Genomic DNA, 24,158 nt, shown 5'->3' with positions numbered 1-24,158 from the left:
TTAATTTTCCTGATAAAAAGTTTAAAAACCAATGTCTAAATTAAAATAAATTGTCTGGCTGTCTATTTTTCGACTACTGAGGGAAACGGGTTTTCTTACGGGCCAGGCAGATGTCAATGAACCAGAAAAATCTCTGCCATTCATTTTGAGACCAACAGCTGCACCACTCATGTAATCACGATCGCAATTGCTTGCAGTTGCCGGACAATTTCTTCTGGCCATACCTATATCAAAACCGGCGAAAGGGGCTATCTGATTAACGCGTGCATAATTTATAATCAGCGGTAATTTTAGAGTATTAGCCAGCCACAAAGCGCGATCGGCTGAAACGATATCATCCTTAAAACCTCTTATCGTAAACTCATCTCCCAGACTGTATTTAGCATCGCTGACCAATACGTCATTGCTATACTGGAAGCCACTGTTCATTTCGTAATCGAGGCTGAGTCTGCCAGATTGAGAGGTAACTAATCGCTTACTCCAGCTCAACATGCCATTATATTTCTTGTAATCAATGTCAAACCCCGCAAGATCGGTGTCTTCTTTCCATGCGGAATTAAACCAGGGAACACCAGCTGTCATATTTAAATCAATATAAACCCAGCCACCGGCCATACCGCCGACCCATGTAATACCCGTATTCAGGTTACTGTAGTTTTTACTTGAAACCGCAATTGGATAACCAAATATATTATTTTCATTACTCCTTTTTTCAGCTTTAACATAACCCGTAAATTTTCCATCAGCATTGCGGTACAGCGTTCTGCTGACTTTAAATGACAGTCGTTCTGACTGACCATCACTGCCGTACCCCCCATAAGCACCGCTAATGACTTTATTATATTTAGACTTATAGTAACTGCTGTCAAAAGACCAGTAGCCCAAGGGAATATTCATGGAAATACTTTTGGCAGACTGACTGTCAGTATCTGCGTTCAAATTATTATAGGAATAGTAATAACCAATGGTATCATTTAGTCCCAGAACATTACGCAGGGAAGTGTTCAGATAGTACTGATGCCAACCTGCGGTGCGCGAACCGGAATTATTTATACCGACATGAACTGAAAGAGGAAAAATACTCCCTCCCTGATGATTAATCATTGACTGGCCGCTAACTTCTGAGGGCATTATTTGCAAACTATCGCCCGGTGAAACACGCAGAAGATTATCCAGCCCCTGATCAATATCACTGATTGTCAGACGATTACCGGTGGCAAATGGCATTGCACTAAACAATCTGGTCTTTTCGCGCCAGCCCGGTGCTTCATTGTTGTGCAGAAAACCAGAGATACTTCCCCACAGAACTTTGAGAACCAATTTTTCAGAACGCAATGAGCCAGGAACAATGGTGACCTGTGTCGTAACATAACCGCGACTGATATAGAAATTGGTTAATTCCTTAACCAGGTTAATAACTTCACGCTCGCCCATATTGGTATTAAGGTAAGCCTGAATAATAGCGTTTCTCTCAGATGAAAATTCATATTTATCGTCATCCTCGATCAGAATTTCTTTGATCTTAAACTGGTGACTGCTTTCATTTTCTGAGGGATTGAGCAATGCATCACGAACTGAATTATCCTGCTGTATACGCTGCTCACGCATCTTTTCACTTCTTATTTTTTCCTGCTCACTTTGCCTTTCCAGTCGATCAAGATCGCGTTGCGGCAAAGATCGGTAAGTTGGCAGATCTGTTGCGTTTGTATTAATTAAGGAAACATCACGTTGCAAAAAAGATCTCTGATTTGATAAATCCTCTGCATTTGCATTCCCCAGTGATAATAAAATAACAGGTAAAGAAATATATATTATGTTTTTTTTCATTTAATTAAGAATCCAATAAAAATCAATTTATTGTCAAAGTGTAGATTATATTTGCCGTAACCGTACCGGCAGTAACACTTTCTCTTGTTCCATCCTCAAAATACATTTCCCCCGCATAGGTAACAGTGCGTTTCCCAGTAAATGCCGTGGAACTACCGAAGTTATCAGCTGTATTTAAGGCCTTTTCGGTATAGCGTACAACATTTTTCTGATAGAGCTTGATATAGGCATTTTTAGCACTTCCTGCATTTTCAATAACCCCACTACTCATACCCCATGCATTTTTTCCCTCAAAAGTGATCTTTGCAGATGAAGATGTCGGGCAATCCAGAGTAATAGTGAAATCTTTTTTATCTCCCTGAAAGCCAGATGCTTTAATTGCAGATAGTGAATAATCACCCAGGTTTACGCTATTGGTGTCGGCATAAATAGCACAGGAGGATACCTGAACAGTAACCAAACCAAGATTTACAGTCAGCAAAGTTAACGTATTTTGTGGATCATTATCAGGTGAAACTGCGACGGTAATGATACTTCCGGCGGGGATGGTGCCACCGGAAACATTGCCCGTCTGCACAAACTCCACCAAAATATCATCTGCCTGCTCAATACAACTCCCCTGACAGGAATATGTCCCCGGCACCCAGGCATTATCCGCACGGCTTGCAGGCCATTTTATACGAATACCAATGCCGGCAAGGCCAGTATTGTAAACATTGGTCAAAGATGACTTTGATATTTCCGGGCGCGTATAGGCGGATGTCCATGATGATCGCACACCACTACCACAATCATAGCCAACTTGTGAAACAGGTATACTACGAGAAAATAACCTGGTTCCCACTGCTCCTTTCTCTGTTGGCGACAGCATCAGCGCTGGTATATTAACCGTTAGCGCCGGGCTGGTGAGAGTACAGCTGGCACCTACTGAGAATGATGCTATACCTGAGATAGTTACTATTATATAAAGCGACATCTGAATGATTTTTTTAAATCTCATTTCAGGACCCCTTATCTTTGTTGCACTGTATGGTAACCGTAGATGTACCTTCCCCGGCCTGTGCTTTGTTGCGTTTAAGTTCTTCGGGAGTGACCCGGCATACTATTGCCTTTTTATCTTCTTTCCATCTGACTTCCAGATATTCAGAATCTACAGAAAGAGAAAGGATCGTAATTCCTCCCTGCCCCGATGTCCCCGATATGTTATTTTCGTGATCAAATACCTGGGATCCAAAAGGTATAAAATCACCATTGCCTTGTTTTATTCTTGCAATAAAAGTGTTACTACTTTCATTTATATTATTAAATTTTACTTTAACTACCGCCCCAGCGGTTGGTACCACTTCAGCGCCTTCTTCAAAGGTTTCAAAGCTGACAGGTGCACCTTTTACATCCAGATTAAGCGTATTGACTTCATAAGGCCTTAAATTTCCCAACAGACCATAACCTGCGGTTTTAATACGAGAATGTCTGTTCCCCATAATACTTGCTCCTTCGGCACCTTCAGCTTCAATGAGTGCAAGGGTTTCTCCAAGATATGGCGAGAAGTGGATACCGTCACTATGCAATAAAACACCGCCGTTAATTGATGCCCCTATAGAAGAATTCATCCTCGACTGGCTGTAACTAATGCTTTTTTGTGAAGCATTGTTCGTTTGAGCTACATTAATTCCAAAATTAGGGTCATTACGACTCGAATGACTGAAGTAGGTATTAAAACTTAGTGATGAATCTTCCTCCTGCGTACTGCCACTCAACGAAGTTCGGAATAATGAATTATCATTAGCGTAACTCGTTGATACTCGCAAGTTTGGTCGATTAATACCTTTTCTGAAACCAAAGGGCATTGATACATTTAATATGTATGCCGTATCTTCTTTTCCCTTCCAGGTTATAGTTTTATTAACATTAATGCTGTAATTTATTGCATCGTAGTTATTTTTGTAACTAAAGAGATATAAAGACCTGTTATTGTTTTTCCCGGTATTGTTATTTTTTTCCCACCAACCACTTATTGCCATCTGTCCCCAGTTCTCTGGGAGATCCTGGGTGACAGCGATTTCCAACCGGTTTCTGTAGCGATCCAGATGCCAGTCATCGCTGATGGATTGCCTCGCGCTGGTTTGCAAGGCCTCATCCAGGGTATAAAAGTTATCTCCCGCCATATAATAACTGGCAATGTTGAAATTAGTATGGGTATCGCTGATTAGCTTGCTGTAGCTCAGTTTTAATTGTGAGTTATTTTTCAGAGAGCTTTCTTTTTCCGTTTTCAAATTGGCAGGCACCACAGAATAGGTCACACCTGCACTCATTGCTCCCAAAAAGGTATTGATGGCCACACCACCATTTAACGCGCTGTAACTTTTGTCGGATGTGGCTTGTAAGCCACCATATGCCGTGATGTTATTGTTTAAACCATATTGCAAGGTCGACTCAAACATTGATGGTGTAGACGATATACCGACACGTCGCACCTCACCTGTTGCAACCGAGTACCTGAAATAGCCTTTGCGTAACAATTGAGGAATGCTGCTGTAGGGAACCTGGAAAGTCCGAATCACTCCGTCACTTTCTGTCACCGTTACCTCTAAATTTCCTCCGTAACCCAGCGAGGCCATCTGGCTGATATTAAACTCGCCAGGTGGAACATTTTGCTCATAAATGACGTTCCCTCCCTGCTTCACTGTCACTACCGCATTGCTGTAAGCAATGCCACGGATCTCAGGGGCATAACCTTTTACCGTCCAGGGGAGCATCCGTTCGTCACTTCTCAGGATCACGCCACGAAGCGAGGTGGTATCAAAAAATTCTCCGCTTGTACTCAGATCCCCAAGAGACAGCTCTGATAACAGTGGCGACACCGCCCGCTCAGCATAGGCCTGTATATGCTGAATACTCTGACCCTGTTGGCTTCCTGCTACCAGCGAATCGTAAGTATGGAAGCGCCATGCACCAAGTCGCAATGTCGTCAGCAGATTGCCATAGAGCATCGATCTGTTTTGCTGCTTGCGGCTATGTGCACTGCTTGCACTGAGTGAATAGCTGGCAGTCAGCGCGTTGATCCCATCATCCCAACGGGATGGATCAATATATCCTTCAGGTTGCTCAATCAGATATATTTGCGGTATGGTTATCGTGAGTCGTTCATTTTCATAATCATAATTTGCCGACGATCCAGGTATAGTCCCGGCTAAATCGAGGCATTGCTGATCCTGCCACCCCTCAGGCATTTTATTGTTATCCAGGGTGATTCTTTGCATGATCGTTTGTGAAATACAGGGCAAAACTTCCCCTTCCTTCATCATAAATTCAACCCTCTGGTTTTTTAAATTCTTGCCGTTGAGAAAGACCTCTAATACATAGCTACCAGGATTAATACCTTTCTCATTTTCCAGCCACGAGAGATCAATGTCCTTATTGAAGGCGGTCAGAAAACCCGTATTGAACTTTACAATACGATTTTCTGAATTTTCTTTACGTTGAACATCAGCTGCCGCTTGTTCTGCCCAGGCTACCTGAAAAAAAGGAAGAGATAATAAAAATAATTTAGTCAATATTACTAAAGGGGGCTTTTTTCTTTTCATAACCGTTATGTTTATTTTTTATAGTATCCAGTAACGAAGGCACCAAGATCAGTTATATATCTGTAACTCATTTCCACATTGCTATTGTTTACGCCTTTAAAAACGAACTCTTTGGAAGAGTAAGGCTCGACCATTCCTCCGGGGATAGTCGCCACGTTCTTGTCTCCTGCTTTCAGCGATAAATTTGCGAAAGAAACATGATACGGCTCATTATTCGTCACTTTATAAATGTAGTCCCCACCGGACTTCCTTTCCGACCAGACCAGCCTGGTTGCTGAATCCTCTGGCGTTCCTTTCAGACTGACCGGCCGGTAAAATAATTTTATCCTTGTTCTGAACGCAATATTTAGTTTGTTACCCTCTTCACTCTCTGCTTTAGTTGAGGGCACATCAAGGACGTTAATCCAGAAAACACTCTCACGATCTTGCGGCAAAGATTGCGCTGCATCATCCACACTCAATATTCTGAAAACTTTATTTCTTTGTGCATTAACACGCGAAACTGGCGGCGTAATGGTGAATGGAACATTACTTTTAATTTCCACACTATCGTCATTCTTATCTGCCAGCCACAACTGAAGCAGGGACGGAGTATCTCCAGTGTTTTTTATAATAAATGACTGTTCATTCTCTTTTGCATTTAAAATGACCCTGGTTGCCATGATTTGTATGGCAGAAAATGACGTTGCCGGATAAATAATAGCCAACAATAAGGTTATCGTTTTCAACATGATTATTCCTTCATTCGCAAAGAATCAGTAATACACTCAGTAAATGCTAAAAATACCGTTTCCATCCTTTTCGGGTTGATTAAACGGGGACACAAGTCCCCTTGAGGTATAGTCAGAAATACAGTTAATCTGTATTGCTTATTGGTAGGTCACCGAATAAACCAGGTCGCTGGCAACTTTACCTGCCGTGCCTGCACCGCTCACAGAAGCATATTGTGCCCAATACTGGAAACTGGCGGTGTTATCTTTGATAGTCACTGGCTGGTGACTTGTGTTCTGTAAGGATAAATTTAGTGGTGTGGCATCTTTATTAAGGATGCGAATATAAACATTGCCCGCGCCACCAGCGGTAGTCGCCACCGTATTCTTCAGAAAACCTGTAGTGGAATCAATATTGGTGCTTTGTGCCCTTTCAAATATCACGTTGGCAATTTTATCATCGGTGCAGTTTTCACCTGACAGATTAATATAGAATTTAGTATCTCCGGCATATTTATTGGCAGCATTAAGAGCCGTTGTACTGACCGTAGGCAGCGTCACCGTAAAGTCAGCCCCCTGATTAAGCTGGGTATCATCGCCGCCGGAAATGATACAGGTTGTGTCTGAAATACTACCGGTAAAAGAAATAGTTCCATCGTTAGCGGTAGCTGCAGAAGAAGAAAATCCAGCAATTAAACTCAAAATAACTACTTTTTTAAAATTTAAAAAATTCATTTACACATCCTCTATTATATATTTAACAATGTATATTCCTATGAAACATTAGCCATCAATTTATGCCATAAAGCCACAATGAAAACATAAGAAAGCCACAAAAAACCACAAGTGAGATCTAATTAAGGAAACATAAATTTCCAGAAAAAATATTCAATCATCAACCAATAGAACCAGTCTATCAAATAGTTCTTAATCAATTTGAGAATCAACTTATGCTGAATACAGCAGCCACTTCGTCAAGTGGATTAAAGCTTAATATCGCGAAAACCACTTCTCAAATCCCTTCGTCGTTATAAAGCGACCACTAAAGAGAAAACTTAATTAAGCGTTTTAAACTTAACTTTAGCGGAAAATAGTCGATAATAAATCACATCATCAGGAATGCACTTTAGATACCACGCAGCGCTGTCAGGTTACCAACAGCATAAAAAGGTTGAGACACATCAGGCCTCCTTAATGTGTACCAGTTCTTTATTGGAACCTTTTTATTAACCTCTTTAAGGATGTTTAACACTATGGGAAATAGTAAAATTACCAGGTATTCTATTAACAATACTGTCGTTTTTGTACCAGGAAAAAACCGTCTCATCAGTTGTGAAACCAGAGATGAACATACTTTATACAGCACTGCATCACGGTGTCTTCTGCTACTTATTACCAATAGCGGCAAGGTTGTTTCCCATAAATCATTGTATGAAGCGGGTTGGGAAAGTCTGGGAAAAGAAGTTACGCCTAATACGCTTTATCAGACGGTTTCAGAACTGCGTAAACAGTTAAAGAATGCTGGTTTCAGGAAAAACATTATCCAGACTCTGCCACGGCAGGGGTGGACAATCAGTGATGATGTGTTGATAACTGAAATACCTGAATCGCCGTTGCAGAAGAATGCTTCGTCAGAGTCAGTTAATCCTGGTAATGGCATTAAAAAACTGTGTAAAAACTTAGTGAAGTTTTTAACCCAGTAATTTTCGATTTTTTACAATTAAAATAATTTTCCCTCTTTATCCTTTTCATAATGAAGAGGGATATTCAGCCTGCCGTTTGTTGCCACTGATAATATCCTGTTAAAAGGCATTAATACAAAATGAGATAATATTCACACTCTATTTCATTCTTGTTTTTATTCTGGCAACACACACTCTTTGAATAAAAAGCCAGAATAATCTTATCCACTTCAGACGGAGTGGCAGCCAGAAAAATAAAAAACAGCATCATAACTGATAGTTAGGCTATTGATGACCGTGTGGCCGGATACACTGGCTGAAAGGGGAAAGAGAAAGACGTTGTTTAATATGCTGATAATCTGTATGCCATTTGTTAATTACAGAGATAATTCATTGGCTATATAACAATTAAAGGCGTTGGAGGTGAAATGGTAATTTCATGAAATGAAGACAGGCATCATATTCGATGTAAGAATTGGAGCGGGAAACGAGACTCGAACTCGCGACCCCGACCTTGGCAAGGTCGTGCTCTACCAACTGAGCTATTCCCGCTAAGCGTAACGTTGAAAACAACATGTCGTTACAGGGTGCGCATTATACGAGAAAATCATTCCTCTGCAAGACCGCAGGTAAATTTTTTCCCTGCTTTTATACTGATTGCTGATTAAATAAGCAGAGCGCTGTCATTTCCAGCACCCTGCGGTAAAATCAGACAAAACATCTCATTGTCAGCGATTACAACTGAATAAAATGTTCGCGGTAGTACGCCAGTTCTGCTACGGACTCACGAATATCATCCATTGCCTGATGCGAACCCTGTTTTTTGAAACCAGCCAGTATCTCTGGCTTCCAGCGACGCGCCAGCTCTTTCAGCGTACTGACATCCAGATAGCGATAATGAAAATATGCTTCCAGTTCCGGCATGTATTTAAACAGGAAACGGCGGTCCTGCCCGATACTGTTACCACAGATTGGCGAAGTATTAGCGGGCACCCACTGCTTCAGAAAGGCAATAGTCTCCCGTTCCGCAGCTCGCTCATCATGCTGACTACCCTTAACCCGCGCCACCAGGCCGCTGTTAGTATGCGTTTTCACATTCCAGTCATCCATTAATGCCATTTGCGCATCAGGCTGATGAACAGCAAAAACCGGTCCTTCCGCCAGAATATTCAGCTCAGCATCGGTCACCAGCGTGGCGATCTCAATAATGCGATCACGTTCAGGGTCCAGCCCGGTCATTTCCAGGTCAATCCAAATCAAATTGCTCGCGTTTGCACTCATAAGGGTTTCTCGCCGTGGCTTATATCATCAAACATTAGCGTGTATCATAAACCTTTTGCCCTGTCAGGGTGAAACTACCAAGCCGTGTGAGGAAGAGTGAGCAAAAACAAACTGTCCAAAGGCCAGCAACGTCGTGTCAGTGCCAATCACGATCGTCGTCTGAAACAACGCAGCGATAAGCCTGAACCCGATGACAGCCTGTTTGGTGATGCACAGGATGGCATCGTCATCAGCCGCTTTGGTATGCATGCCGATGTGGAAGATGCAGATGGCGTAAATCATCGTTGCAATATCCGCCGCACCATTCGTTCACTGGTCACTGGCGATCGTGTGCGCTGGCGCGCTGGCTTACAGGAAGGCGCGTCGGTAAAAGGTATAGTAGAAGCGGTTCATGAACGTCACTCTGTCCTCACCCGACCCGATTTTTACGATGGCGTGAAGCCAATAGCAGCGAATATTGATCAAATTGTTATTGTTTCCGCGATCCTGCCAGAGCTGTCACTCAACATCATTGACCGTTATCTGGTGGCAAGCGAGACGCTGGGCATTGAACCATTACTGGTGCTGAATAAAATTGACCTGCTGGATGCACAAAGCCGTCGGTTTGTTGATGAGCAGATGGAAATCTACCGGGAGATTGGCTACCGCGTACTGCTGGTTTCCAGCCGTCAAAAAAACGGCCTGCACGCGTTGGAGGAAGCCCTGACCAGGCACATCAGCATTTTCGCCGGTCAGTCCGGCGTAGGTAAATCCAGCCTGCTCAATGCCCTTTTGGGGCTTGAACCTGGAGGCAATGAGATCCTCACCAATGAAGTGTCGGATGTGTCGGGACTGGGGCAGCACACGACAACCGCCTCGCGCCTGTACCATTTTCCACATGGCGGCGATGTTATTGACTCTCCCGGCGTGCGTGAATTTGGCTTGTGGCACCTGGAGCCGGAACAGATTACCCATGGCTTTATCGAATTCCGTAAATTTTCAGGTCATTGCAAATTTCGCGACTGCAAACACGATACCGACCCAGGCTGTGCTATCCGTGAAGCCGTAGAACGTGGCGATATTGACGAATCGCGTTTTTATAATTATCACCGCATTCTGGAAAGCATGTCAGAAATGCAGCTAAAAACACGCCGCAGTTTTTCCGAAAGCAATGATTAGACATGGTTTTGTCCGTTGTAGCAGCAAGGCAATCATAGCCTGAATGCCCGCTCACTGTTACAATCCGCAACCTTAATTGCATGCTGATCAAGCCAGGAGGCTATCGTGTTGGATCGTCTGAAACTCGGACTGAATTCTGTTCTACCCAAAAAAGGCCTTACCGAGCTGGCCGGATGGGGCGCAGGCAAACGCGGCGGCTGGTTGACCAAAGCCGTCATCGATCTTTTTGTCTGGTGGTACAACGTTGACATGAGTGAGGCACAAAAGCCGGATACCGCCAGCTATCGCACGTTTAATGACTTCTTTGTTCGTCCGTTACGTGATGACGCAAGGCCGGTTGAAACCGATCCCAATGCGTTGGTCCAGCCAGCAGATGGCGCAATCAGCCAGTTAGGCCACATTGCAGGCGACCAGATTTTCCAGGCAAAAGGACACACTTACTCACTGGAAGCACTGCTGGCAGGTAATACCACCATTGCCAGTCTGTTCCGCGACGGTGAATTTGTTACCACCTACCTTGCGCCGCGCGATTACCACCGCGTACACATGCCGGTTAATGGCATCCTGCGCGAAATGATCTACGTTCCGGGCGACCTTTATTCAGTCAACCCACTCACCGCGCAAAATATTCCCAATCTGTTTGCCCGAAACGAACGCGTTATTTGCCTGTTCGATACTGAATTTGGTCCGATGGCGCAAATTCTGGTCGGTGCCACTATTGTAGGAAGCATTGAAACCGTCTGGGCCGGAACTGTTACCCCACCCCGCGAAGGGATAATTAAGCGCTGGAGCTGGCCCGCCGCCGATGAAGAAGGCGCGGTGGTGCTGCTGAAAGGCCAGGAGATGGGACGCTTTAAACTGGGTTCTACGGTTGTCAATCTGTTCGCGCCTGGCAAAATAAAACTGGTCGGGGATCTGGCCGCAGAGAGTAAAACCCGCTATGGCCGGATACTGGCCAGCGCATTGCCTACAGAGCAGGAAGAAAACGTCCTGCAGCAGCACTAGCCGATCCGCCATGCTACGCCTGATTCTGGTGATTTTGTTGGGCTGGACATTAGCTCAATCCGTCTGCGCCGCCGGTATACCCACCGCCGCACAGATAAGACAAACGCTTGAGGAAACCCGGTCCGCGAAAGATACGCCGGATCAGGCTGAAATTGTTGAAAGTTTACAGTCAGCACTTAACTGGCTGGATGAACGGCAAAAATCGCAGATCAACGCCAGTGATTATCAGCAGATAATCGACAACTTCCCGAAACTTTCCCGTGAACTTCGTCAACAGATTAGCGCACTGAATGATGAACCTGAAAAAGTGCGCGGCACGATGACCGCCGCGGAACTGGATCAGGCGATCCTTCAGGTCAGCAGCCAGTTGCTTGAAGAAGGCCGTCTGGCACAGCAGGAACAGGAGCACACCAGGGACATTAGCGACTCACTGGCACAGTTGCCTCAACAGCAGACGGAAGCCAGACGTGCACTGAACGACATTGAGCGCCGACTCCAGGGGCAGCCGGCGACCACTACGCCACTGGCTCAGGCACAGCTTGTCGCGCGCCAGGCAGAATCTGCCGCCCAAAAAGCGCGGGTCGATGAGCTGGAGCTTGCCCAGCTGTCAGCCAGTAACCGCCAGGAACTGGCGCGTATGCGCAGTGATTACCACCAGCGAAAAGCCGCCCGGCTCGACAGTGGGTTGCAGGTATTGCGCAACCAGCTCAACGCTCAGCGTCAACAGGAAGCGGAGCAGGCGCTGGAGAAAACAGAGCAGCTGGCTGAAAACAGTGGCGATCTCCCCGAAAATATCAGCAGGCAGTTTCGTCTTAACCGCGAGTTGTCCGAAGCACTTAACCAGCAAGCCCAACAGATGAGCCTGGTGATTTCGCAGCAGCGTACTGCCGTGGGCCAGATTATTCAGGTCCGCCAGGCGCTCGACACCCTACGTGAACAGTCACAGTGGCTTGGCGTGTCGAACGTGCTGGGCGAAGCATTACGATCGCAGGTTGCCCGGCTGCCAGAGATGCCCAGGTCACAACAGCTCGATATTGAGATGGGCCAGCTCCGGGTGCAACGGCTGCATTATGACGACTTGCTGGAGCGCCAGAAACAGCTGTTGCAGGTGAAGCAGGATGATGGCAGCCCGCTGACCGCTGAACAGCGCAAAATCCTCGATGCTCAGCTCAAAACCCAGCGCGAGCTGATAGGCTCTCTGCTTTCCGGCAGTGATAATCTGATCCTCGAAGTCACCAGGCTGAAGGTCGCTAATAGTCAGTTGGTGGAAGCACTCAAAGAAGTCCGGGAAGCGACTCACCGCTACCTGTTCTGGACAGCCGATGTCAGTCCTCTGAACTTCAGCTTTCCACTGGACCTGATGCGCGACCTGAAAACGCTGTTGTCACTGGACACCCTTGGTCAGCTTGGCGGTGCGCTGGTTATGATGTCCACCAGCCAGGAAACTCTACTGCCTATCATTGGGGCACTGTTGCTGATCGGCCTCAGCCTGAGCTCGCGTCGCCACTACCGTGATTTCCTGAACCGGTCCGCCAGTAAAGTCGGCAAAGTCACACAGGATAAGTTCGCCTTAACACTTCGCACCGTATTCTGGTCGATTTTGGTTGCGCTACCGCTGCCCGTATTATGGATGGCATTAGGCTATGGCCTGCAACACGCCTGGCCATACCCGATTGCGGTGGCGATTGGTGATGGGGTGACGGCGACGGTGCCACTGCTGTGGGCATTTATGATCAGCGCCGGTTTCGCCCGCCAGAAAGGACTGTTCATTGTGCATTTCCGCTGGCAGCAAAACCGGGTTGCCAAAGCAATGCGTTTTTACAGTCTGTGCGTCGGCTTTGTGGTACCACTGATTATGTTGCTGATTAGCTTTGATAATCTTGAGGATCGCCAGTTCTCCGCCACGCTGGGGCGACTCTGTTTCATTCTGATTTGCAGCGCCCTGAGCCTGGTGACCGTCAGCCTGAAACGCGCCGGGATCCCGCTCTATCTTGATAAAGAAGGCAACGGTCAGAACGTTATCAGTCATATTCTCTGGAACCTGCTGATCGGTATCCCGCTGATTGCCGCGCTGGCCTCCTGCACCGGCTTCCTCGCGACCTCACAGGCTTTACTCGCCCGGCTGGAAACCTCGGTGGCCATCTGGTTTCTGCTACTGGTGATTTATCATATTATCCGCCGCTGGATGCTTATCCAACGGCGGCGCATTGCTTTTGATCGGGCGCGGGCGCGCCGGGCAGACATTCTTGCACAGCGTGCGAAAGGCGAAGAAGATGCCCCGGCCATACAGCACAACTCTGAAATACCGGAGATGGATGAGCCAGTGATTGATCTGGACACCATCAGCGCTCAGTCGCTGCGCCTGGTGCGTTCCATATTGACGCTGATCGCGCTGGTTTCCGTGATTGTCCTGTGGTCAGAAATTCACTCCGCCTTTGGCTTTCTTGAGAACATCACTCTGTGGGACGTTAGCACCACCGTGCAGGGAGTGGAAAGCTTGCAACCTATTACCCTGGGTTCCGTGCTGATTGCTATTCTGGTGCTGATTATCACCACCCAGCTGGTGAGAAATATGCCCGCCCTGCTTGAGCTGGCGCTGCTACAGCACCTTGACCTGGGACCAGGTACTGGCTACGCGATTACCACCGTGACCAAATATCTGCTGATCCTGTTCGGTGGTCTGATGGGCTTTTCGATGATAGGTATCGACTGGTCGAAACTGCAATGGCTGGTGGCCGCGTTGGGTGTGGGACTGGGGTTTGGTTTACAGGAAATTTTTGCCAACTTTATTTCCGGCCTGATTATTCTGTTTGAAAAACCCATCCGTATTGGCGATACCGTGACCATCCGCGATTTGACCGGCAGCATCACACGCATTAACACCCGCGCCACCACCATCACCGACTGGGATCGTAAAGAAATCATTGTGCCGAACAGGGCCTTTATTACCGAGCAATTTGTTAACTGGTCCCTTTCAGACTCGGTAACACGCGTGGTACTGACTATTCCGGCGGCGGCGGAAGCCAACAGCGAAGAAGTAACCAACGTATTACTGACTGCCGCAGAGCGCTGCCAGTTTGTGCTGGATGTACCGCCCCCCGAAGCCTGGCTGGTGGATTTACAGCAGGGTATTCAGCTGTTTGAACTGCGTATCCATGCCGCAGAAATGGGCCACCGTATGCCTCTGCGTCACGATCTGCATCAGCTGATCCTGCAAGGCTATCAGGAACACGGTCTGGAGATGCCGTTCCCACCGTTCCAGGTGAGGATGGAAACCATCGGACGTAAGGTTGCCGCCTCCACCGGAACAGCAGCGGCAAGAAACTATAAATCGGGCGGGTTATAAGCGTTAAAACTCAGGGGAACACAGCCCCTGAGCAGGGGCCGGTTAGCAGCGCTCGACAGAGAAAGCAATAACCTCACTGAGATGGGCAGCATTTAACGCCAGCATCACGATACGATCCACCCCCAGCGCCACGCCGGAACACGCCGGCATACCGTGTGTCAGGGCGTCAAGAAGGTAGGTATCAATCGGCTGCTGTGGCAAACCACGGGCGGCACGTTTGCGGTTATCCTGTTCAAATCGCTGACGTTGTTCGCGGCTGTCAGTCAGCTCACGAAAACCATTTGCCAGCTCCATGCCTTTAAAATAAACCTCAAAACGCTCGGCCACGCGGTGATCTTCCGTGCTAATCTCTGCCAGTGCCGCCTGGCTGGCGGGGAAATGATACACAAAGGCAGGCTTTTCTTTACCGATGAGCGGTTCAACACCTGTCACAAACAGCAGCTGCAACAGCGTATCCCGGTCTTCCTCACGATTCGCCAGATCGCCCACACCCAGTTTTTCCGCCACCTCGCGCAACTGGGCTTTGTCGGCGGAAAGCGGATCGACTTCAAGATGACGGATAAACGCCTGCTGGTATGAGAGGGTTTCGGCCGGCGCGCATTCCAGCACCTGCTGCAAAAGATCGTCCACTTCATTCATCAGGCGGTACATATCATAATGCGGGCGATACCACTCCAGCATAGTAAATTCTGGATTATGATGACGTCCCGCTTCCTCATTACGAAAGCTGCGGCACAGCTGAAAGATTGGCCCACTGCCCGCCGCCAGCAGACGCTTCATGTGGTATTCCGGGCTGGTCATCAGATAGAGATCCAGCCCGTCAGCGGCCCCAGGTCCGACAAAACGCGTCTGAAAAGGAAACAGATGAACATCGGTCACAGTTGCCTGGCTCATTGCCGGGGTCTCCACTTCCAGTACCCCACGATCGGCAAAAAAGCGCCGTATTTCGGCCATCATTGCCGCCCGTTTTAATAAATTGGCGATGGGCGCGCTCGGCAACCAACTGGCCGTATCGCTCATGATATTTACTCCTCAGTCAACAGGGTGAAGCAGTCTACCGGAGCTGACACTGACAAACAAATCCGTCCGGTTAAATTAAGCGTCGTCATTAATCCTGCTCCGGGCAAGCAGATGTTGTGGCAAAAAACGCCAGGGCGATCGCGTTTTTAACGTTTATTTCATACCCAAATACCTGAACACATCAAGTTTGCCCATGATGAGCAGTTTTATACTGTTTACCCCGGTAAACGGGAGGCTTTTCCTTCATCCTTTACTTTGACAGGAAGAACATCGTGCAAACGTATACTGCAGATCTGGTGATTGTCGGCGCTGGCGGGGCCGGGCTCCGCGCGGCTATCGCTGCCGCTGAAGCATATCCAACCCTTTCTATTGCGCTGGTTTCCAAAGTCTATCCGATGCGCAGCCACACCGTTGCAGCGGAAGGTGGTTCTGCTGCTGTCAGCCAGCAGCATGACAGTTTCGACCTGCACTTCCAGGACACGGTATCCGGCGGCGACTGGCTGTGTGAGCAGGATGTGGTCGACTATTTCGTCGCACACTGTCCGCAGGAGATGGCCCAGCTGGAAATCTGGGGCTGCCCGTGGAGCCGTCGCGAGGATGGCAGTGTCAACGTCAGGCGCTTTGGCGGCATGAAGATCGAGCGCACCTGGTTCGCTGCGGACAAAACCGGTTTTCATATGTTGCACACCCTGTTTCAGACCTCGCTGAAATACCCACAAATCACCCGTTTTGATGAGCATTTTGTCCTCGATTTGCTGGTGGAAGAAGGTGAGGCCCGTGGGCTGGTGGCGATGAATATGATGGAGGGCACGCTTGTCCAGTTCCACGCCGGCGCCGTCATCCTGGCGACCGGCGGCGCCGGTCGGGTTTACCGCTACAACACCAATGGTGGGATTGTCACCGGAGACGGGATGGGGATAGCTTTACGTCATGGCGTGGCACTACGCGATATGGAGTTTGTGCAGTATCACCCGACCGGTTTACCTGGCTCAGGCATTCTGATGACCGAAGGCTGCCGGGGGGAAGGCGGCATCATGGTCAATAAAGATGGCTATCGCTATTTGCAGGATTACGGTCTGGGACCGGAAACGCCGCTCGGTCAGCCAAAAAACAAATATATGGAGCTGGGACCACGGGACAAAGTATCTCAGGCATTCTGGCACGAATCGCAGAAGGGGCGCACCATTCAGACCCCGCGCGGCGAGGTGGTTTATCTGGATCTCCGCCATCTGGGAGAAAAAAAACTGCTGGAACGCCTGCCGTTTATCTGTGAACTGAGCAAAGCCTATGTCGGCGTCGATCCGGTGACCAGCCCCATACCTATCCGTCCAACGGCGCACTACACCATGGGCGGTATCGAAACCAACGCCCACTGTGAAACGCGTATTCGTGGACTGTTTGCCGTGGGAGAGTGTTCCTCCGTCGGCCTGCATGGTGCAAATCGTCTTGGTTCCAACTCGCTGGCCGAACTGGTGGTCTTTGGTCGACTGGCCGGGGAGATGGCGGCCCTGCGCTCGCTGGAAAGTAAAAAAGCGGCTACCGCAGGCATGGAAGCACAGGCCAGAGACTGTGAACAGCGCCTGAAAGGGCTGGTTAATCAACAGGGCAATGAAAACTGGTCTGCACTGCGTGATGAGATGGGCCAAACAATGGAAGAAGGCTGTGGGATATACCGCACGCCAGAGCTGATGGAAAACACCATCAACAAACTGGCCGAGCTGAAAGCGCGCTTCAGTCGGGTTCACATCAGCGACACCTCAAGCGTTTTCAATACGCAATTGCTCTACAGTATTGAGCTGGGCCACGGTCTGGATGTCGCTGAGTGTATGGCGCATGCGGCCTTTCAGCGCAAAGAGTCTCGTGGGGCACATCAGCGGCTTGATGAAGGCTGCACCAGCCGCGATGACACCCATTTCCTTAAACACTCTCTCAGTTTCTTTAATCCACAGGGGGCACCCACCATCGCCTGGGACGAAGTAAAAATCACCCGCCTGCCACCGGCAAAACGTGTCTACGGTGCCGAGGCTGAAAGTAAGGAGAGCAAGCCGCATGTCTGAGCTACTTCGCTGTAGAATTGAAATCCAGCGCTACAACCCGGAAACGGACAACATGCCACGCAGCGAATTTTTCGACGTTCCGTGGGATGAGCAGACTTCACTGTTGGATGCATTGGGCTATATCAAAGATAACCTGGCTTACGATCTCTCTTACCGCTGGTCATGCCGGATGGCGATTTGCGGCTCCTGCGGCATGATGGTCGATAATGTGCCAAAGCTGGCCTGCAAAACATTTTTGCGTAATTACCCGAAGGGGATGCGCGTTGAGCCGCTGGCTAATTTCCCGGTCGAGCGCGACCTGATTGTCGATATGAGCCGCTTTATTGAAAGTCTGGAAGCGATTAAGCCTTATATCATCGGCAGCAATCAGGCCGCCGAACGTGGTGCGGGCAAGCAGACGCCCGCACAAATGGCGAAATATCACCAGTTCTCCAGCTGTATCAACTGTGGGCTGTGTTATTCGGCCTGTCCACAGTTTGGGCTTAACCCGGAGTTTATCGGCCCTGCCGCCATCACCCTCGCACATCGCTATAACCTGGACAGCCGCGATCGCGGTAAGCGCCAGCGTATGCCGTTGTTGAACAGCGACAATGGCGTCTGGCCCTGCACTTTTGTCGGTTACTGCTCAGAAGTTTGTCCAAAGCATGCCGATCCCGCCGCAGCGATCCAACAAAGCAAGGTGGAAAGCGCGAAGGACTTTATGATTGCCACTCTCAGACCCCAGTAAGGAGCGGTTTGATGACCACGAAACGCAATGCTTATCATCGCCCGATGACCGCCAACTGGTGGCAGAAGTCCGGGTTTTATCGGTTTTATATGCTACGGGAAAGCACCGCCATCCCGGCGCTGTGGTTCAGCATTGAGCTAATCAGCGGTTTGTTTTCTCTCAAACACGGTGCAGAAAGTTGGCAGGGATTTGTCACCTTTTTACAGCATCCTGTGGTGCTGCTGCTGAACTTCATCTCCCTTGCCGCAGCACTGCTGCACACCAAAACCTGGTTTGATCTGGCCCCCAAGGCATCGGTGATTGTTATCGGTGATAAAAAGTTATCACCGGAACCCGTCATAAAACTTCTCTGGGCGGTCACGATCATCGTCAGTATTGCTGTCCTGGCTATCACTTTTTTGCTGGAGAGACTATGAAAAAAAAAGCTGGTCGTTGCGATGAACCGCTGTTCTGGGGACTGTTTGGTGCTGGCGGAATGTGGGCAGCGATTGTATCGCCGGTGCTGCTGTTGCTGACGGGCGTGCTACTGCCGCTGGGCGTCGGGTCACCGTCACTCAGCTATGAACGTATTCTGGGTTTTGCCCAGACCTGGGCAGGCCGCGGGGTGATTTTCCTGGCGATTGTGCTGCCCATATGGTGCGCCATGCATCGCCTGCATCATGCCATGCACGATCTTAAGATCCACCTTCCGGCGGCAAAATGGCTGTTTTACGGCCTGGCAGCAATCCTCACCGTGGTCACCATCATCGGCGTGGTTACCCTGTAAATATCAGATGGCAGACTGCCGCCTGAAGGAAAAACACCTATACTCAGGCTGTTCAACGATAAAGGAATGGCTTATGTCTCTGTGGAAAATGCTGGCGGCGGGTGCAGGTGCACTGCTTTCCGTTGCCTGTAGTACTACTACCCCGCCTGAGGGGGTTACCCCCATTGAAGGATTCAATGCCGATCTCTATCTTGGTAGCTGGTATGAAATTGCCCGCCTTGATCACAGCTTTGAGCGGGGTCTGGAACAGGTCACCGCCACCTACAGCAAACGCGAGGATGGTGGTCTTAACGTGGTCAACCGGGGCTACAACATCAAAAAACAGCGCTGGCAGGAGAGTGTCGGTAAAGCTTATTTCACCGCTTCCCCCAGCAGGGCATCACTTAAAGTCTCTTTTTTTGGCCCATTCTATGGCGGTTACAATGTAATTGCGCTGGATAAAGACTACCAGCATGCGCTGGTTTGCGGTCCAAATCGCAACTATTTGTGGATACTGTCGCGCTCACCACAGCTTGCGGATCGGACCAGAGAAGCGCTTCTCACGCAAGCCCGTCAGGCCGGATTTGATGTGACTAAATTGATTTGGGTCGCTCAGAAATGATTAAAGCCGGTGCCTTGTGGACACCAGCTTTCTGCTTACTGTGCGCTGCGCTGGATGGCTCGGCCGCCCGCTGATACGTCTTCGCCCACGCCGCGTGTGGTATTGCAGGCGGTGAGTGCGGATGAAAGCACCAGTACGGAAAGAATGGCAATAATACTTTTTTTCAACATGACAATGTCCTTTTAACCCGAAGTAAGATACAGCAAATAAAGCATAGCTGTAATTATCCAGAACGCGCGTACTGCATGCGGTAAAAGGCGGTTTTCAGTTAGCTGGCAGCGTGGGAAATAGCCCCACCAAGATGCTGTACATCCTCACCAAAACCATGAAACGTGTTACAGCTGCTCAACGCGCTGGCCATTAACAGTACCACGGCAATAAATACTATCCGGTTCATCATCTGGTCAAAACCACATCGTCAGAAAAGGGCCTGAAAGCAGGCCCGATATTTCGCTTATTTTACCCGAGAGACATACTCAGCAGAACGGGTATCCACCTTGATCACTTCACCAATCTGCACAAACAGAGGCACTTTTACCACCGCCCCGGTAGACAGGGTGGCAGGCTTGCCGCCCGTACCGGCCGTATCACCTTTCAGACCCGGATCGGTATCCACCACTTCCAGCTCAACGAAGTTGGGTGGCAACACCTGAATTGGCTTGCCGTTCCACAGCGTCACGATGCACTCTGCATTATCCAGCAGCCATTTTGCCGCATCACCCACCGTTTTTGCTTCAACAGGATGCTGTTCAAAGGTTTCCGGGTGCATGAAATGGAAGAACTCACCGTCGTTGTAGAGGTAGCTCAGGTTGGTATCCACCACGTCAGCACCTTCTGCCGAATCAGTAGATTTGAAGGTTTTCTCGACGCGGGTGCCGGTCAGCAGACGGCGCATTTTCACGCGGGCAAATGCCTGGCCTTTGCCGGGTTTTACAAACTCACTTGATTCAACGGCGTAAGGTTCGCCTTCGAACATGATTTTAAGACCGGGACGGAAATCGTTGCTAGAATAAGTCGCCATAAAGGCCCTCTACAATTTAATACTGGTACTTAGCCAAAAAAATGGCAGACATTGTAACCCTAAACATACCTTCGCGAGAAGAATGGTTGCATCAACTTGCAGATGTAATCACCGATCCTGCCGAATTATTGCAACTATTAGGCCTCGATTCACATCCTGCACTGGTGATGGGCACCGAGGCACGCCGCCTTTTTGCCCTGCGCGTCCCACGCGCTTTCGCCGCAAGAATGCAAAAAGGCAACCCACAAGATCCTCTCCTGCTACAGGTTGTCACCGCACGCGAGGAGTTCATTGATACGCCGGGTTACAGCACCGACCCGCTTGATGAACAGAGCAGCGTGGTGCCGGGGCTGTTACATAAATATCGTAACCGAGCGCTGCTACTGGTCAAAGGCGGGTGCGCCGTCAACTGCCGCTACTGTTTCCGCCGCCATTTTCCCTATGCCGAAAATCAGGGTAACAGGCGCAACTGGCAGCAGGCTCTGGAGTATATCCGAGAGCAGCCAGAACTGGATGAGATTATTTTTTCTGGCGGCGATCCGCTGATGGCAAAAGACAGTGAGTTGGACTGGCTGATCTCCGCGCTGGAACAGATCCCGCATATTAAACGACTGCGCATTCACAGCAGGCTGCCGGTCGTCATCCCAAGCCGTATCACGCCGGCGCTGTGCCAGCGGCTGGCACACTCTCGCCTGCAACTCCTGCTGGTGACGCATATTAATCATGCACAGGAAATTGGCGATGAACTGCGCCATGCCCTGCAACAGCTGAAGCGGGCCAATGTGACGCTACTCAATCAGAGCGTGTTGCTACGTGGTATCAACGACAGCGCCAACACGCTGGCCGCGTTAAGCAACGCGCTGTTTGATGCAGGGGTACTGCCCTACTATCTGCACGTACTGGATAAGGTCCAGGGTGCAGCGCACTTTTGGGTACCGGATGATCAAGCCCGCAGGATCATGCGTGAACTACTGAGCCAGGTGTCTGGCTATCTGGTGCCGAGGCTGGCGAGAGAGATTGGTGGGGAGCAAAGCAAGACACCGCTCGATTTACTACTGCGACAAAATTAGGTCGATAAAAGAGGGCCGTGCCAAAACACAACGGGGGCGAATGCTATTCGCCCTGCGTTCATTGGCTAATTATCCTGATACTGTGATCACGGGCACTTATATACCTGGCCAGTCATCTTGCTGTCCAGCGGCGCAAAGCTTGACCAGATGGTCTGGGTTGGACTGGTTGCACCATAAATGACGTTACCGCCCATCTCTGCGGCCCGATTGCGGAGGTCATTCGCTGCACCACGAAGGGAGCTGCTTTCACCACCACCTGCCCCACTTAACCAGTTACTCTGTGAGCCAGTGACGTTGCCAAGTAACTGGCAGTGTGCCGCTGGTTGTTTGTCCGTGAAGGTCACTCGCTCTCCCGCAGAGCTGAGTGTTCTGGAACTGCTACAGCCTGCCAGTAGCATCGCCGCCACAGAGAATCCCAGCAAAGTGTTAATCCGCATTTTTATCCTCGTTAGTATCTTCAGAGCGCCTGCCCATACCGGGCATTCTGGTCTTAACATAAGCATTCATTGCTCATCATGCTGATAACGCATTGTTAAGGTGAGTTCTTGCGTCCTTATTTATACCCTTTCCCCCCAAAAAAGAAAAACCCCCTGTCAGAGACCGGGGGTTTCTTTTCACAAGGGTGGGGGGATTACATCATACCGCCCATGCCACCCATTCCACCCATTCCACCCATACCACCGGCAGCACCTAAGTCTGGTGCATCGCCTTTCGGCAGTTCAGTCACCATACATTCGGTGGTGACCATCAGGCCAGCAACGGATGCTGCGAACTGCAATGCAGAACGGGTCACTTTGGTTGGGTCCAGGATACCGAAGTCGATCATGTTGCCGTATTCTTCGGTCTGCGCGTTATAACCGTAGTTACCTTCGCCAGCTTTAACCTTGTTAGCTACCACAGATGGCTCTTCACCGGCATTAGAAACGATCTGACGCAGAGGCGCTTCCATTGCACGCAGTGCAACTTTGATCCCCACGTTCTGATCTTCGTTCTGTCCGGTCAGGCCAGCCAGTACGGCAGCAACACGCACCAGCGCAACGCCACCACCGGCAACCACGCCTTCTTCTACCGCAGCACGGGTCGCGTGCAGGGCATCTTCCACGCGCGCTTTCTTCTCTTTCATTTCAACTTCAGTTGCTGCACCCACTTTCAGCACGGCCACGCCGCCTGCCAGTTTCGCCACGCGCTCCTGAAGTTTCTCACGATCGTAATCTGAGGTCGCTTCTTCAATCTGCTGACGGATCTGAGTGACACGGCCAGAAATAGTCGCCTCTTCACCCACGCCATCGATGATGGTGGTGGTGTCTTTATTGATCACCACACGTTTCGCCTGCCCCAGGTCTTCCAGGGTGGCTTTTTCCAGTTCCATACCGATCTCTTCAGAGATTACGGTACCACCGGTCAGAACCGCGATATCCTGGAGCATCGCTTTACGACGGTCGCCGAAACCAGGTGCTTTCACCGCAGCCACTTTCACGATACCGCGCATGGTGTTCACCACCAGCGTTGCCAGCGCTTCACCTTCAACATCTTCCGCAATGATCAGCAGCGGCTTACCTGCTTTAGCAACAGCTTCAAGCACTGGCAGCATTTCACGGATATTGGAGATTTTTTTGTCAGCCAGCAGGATAAACGGGGTTTCCAGTTCAACCGCGCCAGTCTCTGGTTTGTTAATGAAGTAAGGAGACAGGTAGCCACGGTCAAACTGCATACCTTCAACCACGTCCAGCTCGTCCTGCAGACCGGTGCCTTCTTCAACGGTGATAACACCTTCTTTACCCACTTTTTCCATCGCCTGTGCAATCAGGGTACCCACGCTCTCATCAGAGTTAGCGGAGATGGTACCAACCTGAGCAATTGCTTTGGAGTCAGAGCAAGGAACAGAGAGTTTTTTCAGTTCTTCAACCGCCGCAACGACCGCTTTGTCAATGCCACGCTTCAGGTCCATTGGGTTCATACCCGCAACAACTGCTTTCAGACCTTCGTTAACAATTGACTGCGCCAGAACAGTAGCAGTGGTGGTGCCATCACCCGCCGCATCGTTAGCTTTGGACGCAACTTCTTTCACCATCTGTGCACCCATGTTTTCGAACTTATCTTCCAGCTCGATTTCACGCGCAACAGAAACACCATCTTTAGTAATGGTTGGTGCACCAAAAGATTTATCCAGTACCACGTTACGGCCTTTCGGGCCAAGGGTCACTTTTACCGCGTCTGCCAGTACATTCACACCACGCAACATTTTTACGCGTGCATCATTACCGAATTTTACGTCTTTAGCTGCCATTATTAATATCCCTTAA

22 protein-coding genes and 1 tRNA gene are annotated in these 24,158 nt (G+C 49.2%); 10 read left to right on the top strand and 13 right to left on the bottom strand.

Going from position 1 to position 24,158, the window contains the following annotated elements:
- Positions 1-21: 21 nt before the first annotated feature.
- The 5 genes from EB241_RS11655 to EB241_RS11635 all read right to left on the bottom strand — a co-directional run bounded on the left by EB241_RS11655 (position 22) and on the right by EB241_RS11635 (position 6,856).
- Positions 22-1,827, bottom strand: coding sequence for a ShlB/FhaC/HecB family hemolysin secretion/activation protein (locus EB241_RS11655; RefSeq protein WP_124233343.1), 1,806 nt, complete (start codon positions 1,825-1,827; stop codon positions 22-24).
- 22 nt (positions 1,828-1,849) lie between these two features.
- Positions 1,850-2,827 carry a fimbrial protein gene (locus EB241_RS11650; RefSeq protein ID WP_124233342.1) on the bottom strand — a complete coding sequence of 326 codons (978 nt, stop codon included), beginning with the start codon at positions 2,825-2,827 and terminating at the stop codon, positions 1,850-1,852.
- 1 nt (position 2,828) lies between these two features.
- A complete protein-coding gene (locus EB241_RS11645; protein ID WP_124233341.1) occupies positions 2,829-5,411 on the bottom strand; it encodes a fimbria/pilus outer membrane usher protein in 2,583 nt (860 codons plus the stop codon).
- Between the two features lie 11 nt (positions 5,412-5,422).
- Positions 5,423-6,142, bottom strand: coding sequence for a fimbrial biogenesis chaperone (locus EB241_RS11640; protein ID WP_124233340.1), 720 nt, complete (start codon positions 6,140-6,142; stop codon positions 5,423-5,425).
- 138 nt (positions 6,143-6,280) lie between these two features.
- Positions 6,281-6,856, bottom strand: a complete 576-nt coding sequence (locus tag EB241_RS11635; protein ID WP_124233339.1) for a fimbrial protein — start codon at positions 6,854-6,856, stop codon at positions 6,281-6,283.
- Positions 6,857-7,374: 518 nt separating this feature from the next.
- Here EB241_RS11635 and EB241_RS11630 point away from each other — a divergent pair.
- Positions 7,375-7,824 carry a winged helix-turn-helix domain-containing protein gene (locus tag EB241_RS11630; RefSeq protein WP_158612408.1) on the top strand — a complete coding sequence of 150 codons (450 nt, stop codon included), beginning with the start codon at positions 7,375-7,377 and terminating at the stop codon, positions 7,822-7,824.
- 455 nt (positions 7,825-8,279) lie between these two features.
- On the opposite strand, the gene EB241_RS11625 is transcribed toward EB241_RS11630, so the two are convergent.
- Together EB241_RS11625 and orn are read right to left on the bottom strand one after the other, a co-directional pair.
- A tRNA-Gly gene (locus EB241_RS11625) sits at positions 8,280-8,355 on the bottom strand.
- 183 nt (positions 8,356-8,538) lie between these two features.
- Positions 8,539-9,084 carry an oligoribonuclease gene (gene orn, locus EB241_RS11620; protein ID WP_124233337.1) on the bottom strand — a complete coding sequence of 182 codons (546 nt, stop codon included), beginning with the start codon at positions 9,082-9,084 and terminating at the stop codon, positions 8,539-8,541.
- Positions 9,085-9,180: 96 nt separating this feature from the next.
- Here orn and rsgA point away from each other — a divergent pair, with 96 nt between their 5' ends.
- From rsgA to mscM, 3 genes are all read left to right on the top strand, one after another.
- Positions 9,181-10,242 (top strand): small ribosomal subunit biogenesis GTPase RsgA, encoded by a 1,062-nt coding sequence (gene rsgA / locus EB241_RS11615; protein ID WP_124233336.1) that lies wholly within the window; start codon positions 9,181-9,183, stop codon positions 10,240-10,242.
- Positions 10,243-10,347: 105 nt separating this feature from the next.
- Complete coding sequence (gene asd, locus EB241_RS11610; protein WP_124233335.1) at positions 10,348-11,247, top strand: archaetidylserine decarboxylase; 900 nt, start codon at positions 10,348-10,350, stop codon at positions 11,245-11,247.
- Positions 11,248-11,257: 10 nt separating this feature from the next.
- Positions 11,258-14,593 carry a miniconductance mechanosensitive channel MscM gene (gene mscM / locus EB241_RS11605; RefSeq protein WP_124233334.1) on the top strand — a complete coding sequence of 1,112 codons (3,336 nt, stop codon included), beginning with the start codon at positions 11,258-11,260 and terminating at the stop codon, positions 14,591-14,593.
- A 42-nt stretch (positions 14,594-14,635) separates the two neighbouring features.
- Here the strand turns inward: mscM and epmA are convergent, their stop codons facing one another.
- On the bottom strand, positions 14,636-15,613 hold the full coding sequence (epmA, locus tag EB241_RS11600; RefSeq protein WP_124233333.1) for an elongation factor P--(R)-beta-lysine ligase: 978 nt from the start codon (positions 15,611-15,613) through the stop codon (positions 14,636-14,638).
- Positions 15,614-15,885: 272 nt separating this feature from the next.
- Here epmA and frdA point away from each other — a divergent pair, with 272 nt between their 5' ends.
- From frdA to blc, 5 genes are all read left to right on the top strand, one after another.
- Positions 15,886-17,670 carry a fumarate reductase (quinol) flavoprotein subunit gene (gene frdA / locus EB241_RS11595; protein ID WP_124233332.1) on the top strand — a complete coding sequence of 595 codons (1,785 nt, stop codon included), beginning with the start codon at positions 15,886-15,888 and terminating at the stop codon, positions 17,668-17,670.
- A complete protein-coding gene (locus EB241_RS11590) occupies positions 17,663-18,397 on the top strand; it encodes a succinate dehydrogenase/fumarate reductase iron-sulfur subunit (RefSeq protein WP_124233331.1) in 735 nt (244 codons plus the stop codon). The genes frdA and EB241_RS11590 overlap by 8 nt, the downstream gene beginning before the upstream one ends.
- An 11-nt stretch (positions 18,398-18,408) precedes the next feature.
- Positions 18,409-18,813 (top strand): fumarate reductase subunit FrdC, encoded by a 405-nt coding sequence (frdC, locus tag EB241_RS11585; protein ID WP_124233330.1) that lies wholly within the window; start codon positions 18,409-18,411, stop codon positions 18,811-18,813.
- Entirely contained in the window at positions 18,810-19,163 is a 354-nt protein-coding gene (gene frdD, locus EB241_RS11580; RefSeq protein ID WP_124233329.1) for a fumarate reductase subunit FrdD, read from the top strand. Before frdC ends, frdD begins: the two co-directional genes overlap by 4 nt.
- A gap of 73 nt (positions 19,164-19,236) precedes the next feature.
- Positions 19,237-19,764 (top strand): outer membrane lipoprotein Blc, encoded by a 528-nt coding sequence (gene blc, locus EB241_RS11575; RefSeq protein ID WP_124233328.1) that lies wholly within the window; start codon positions 19,237-19,239, stop codon positions 19,762-19,764.
- 35 nt (positions 19,765-19,799) lie between these two features.
- On the opposite strand, the gene EB241_RS11570 is transcribed toward blc, so the two are convergent.
- The 3 genes from EB241_RS11570 to efp form a co-directional block, all read right to left on the bottom strand.
- Positions 19,800-19,934 (bottom strand): entericidin A/B family lipoprotein, encoded by a 135-nt coding sequence (locus tag EB241_RS11570; RefSeq protein WP_124233327.1) that lies wholly within the window; start codon positions 19,932-19,934, stop codon positions 19,800-19,802.
- 98 nt (positions 19,935-20,032) lie between these two features.
- Complete coding sequence (locus EB241_RS11565; protein WP_124233326.1) at positions 20,033-20,164, bottom strand: entericidin A/B family lipoprotein; 132 nt, start codon at positions 20,162-20,164, stop codon at positions 20,033-20,035.
- A 54-nt stretch (positions 20,165-20,218) separates the two neighbouring features.
- Entirely contained in the window at positions 20,219-20,785 is a 567-nt protein-coding gene (gene efp, locus EB241_RS11560) for an elongation factor P (RefSeq protein ID WP_124233325.1), read from the bottom strand.
- Between the two features lie 41 nt (positions 20,786-20,826).
- On the opposite strand from efp, the gene epmB reads away from it, so the two are divergent.
- Positions 20,827-21,855, top strand: a complete 1,029-nt coding sequence (epmB, locus tag EB241_RS11555) for an EF-P beta-lysylation protein EpmB (protein ID WP_124233324.1) — start codon at positions 20,827-20,829, stop codon at positions 21,853-21,855.
- A gap of 86 nt (positions 21,856-21,941) precedes the next feature.
- Here epmB and EB241_RS11550 read toward each other — a convergent pair whose 3' ends face one another.
- Both EB241_RS11550 and groL read right to left on the bottom strand, forming a co-directional pair.
- Positions 21,942-22,292 carry a DUF4156 domain-containing protein gene (locus tag EB241_RS11550; protein WP_124233323.1) on the bottom strand — a complete coding sequence of 117 codons (351 nt, stop codon included), beginning with the start codon at positions 22,290-22,292 and terminating at the stop codon, positions 21,942-21,944.
- A 194-nt stretch (positions 22,293-22,486) separates the two neighbouring features.
- Positions 22,487-24,142: a chaperonin GroEL gene (gene groL, locus EB241_RS11545; protein WP_124233322.1), complete on the bottom strand. Its 1,656-nt coding sequence runs from the start codon at positions 24,140-24,142 to the stop codon at positions 22,487-22,489.
- Between the last annotated feature and the right edge of the window lie 16 nt (positions 24,143-24,158).

Origin of the sequence: Erwinia psidii (genome assembly GCF_003846135.1) — a bacterium.
In the GTDB taxonomy this organism is placed as follows: domain Bacteria; phylum Pseudomonadota; class Gammaproteobacteria; order Enterobacterales; family Enterobacteriaceae; genus Erwinia; species Erwinia psidii.
The sequence above is the reverse complement of the archived record's forward strand: the minus strand, read 5'-3'. Positions and strand labels throughout refer to the sequence as shown.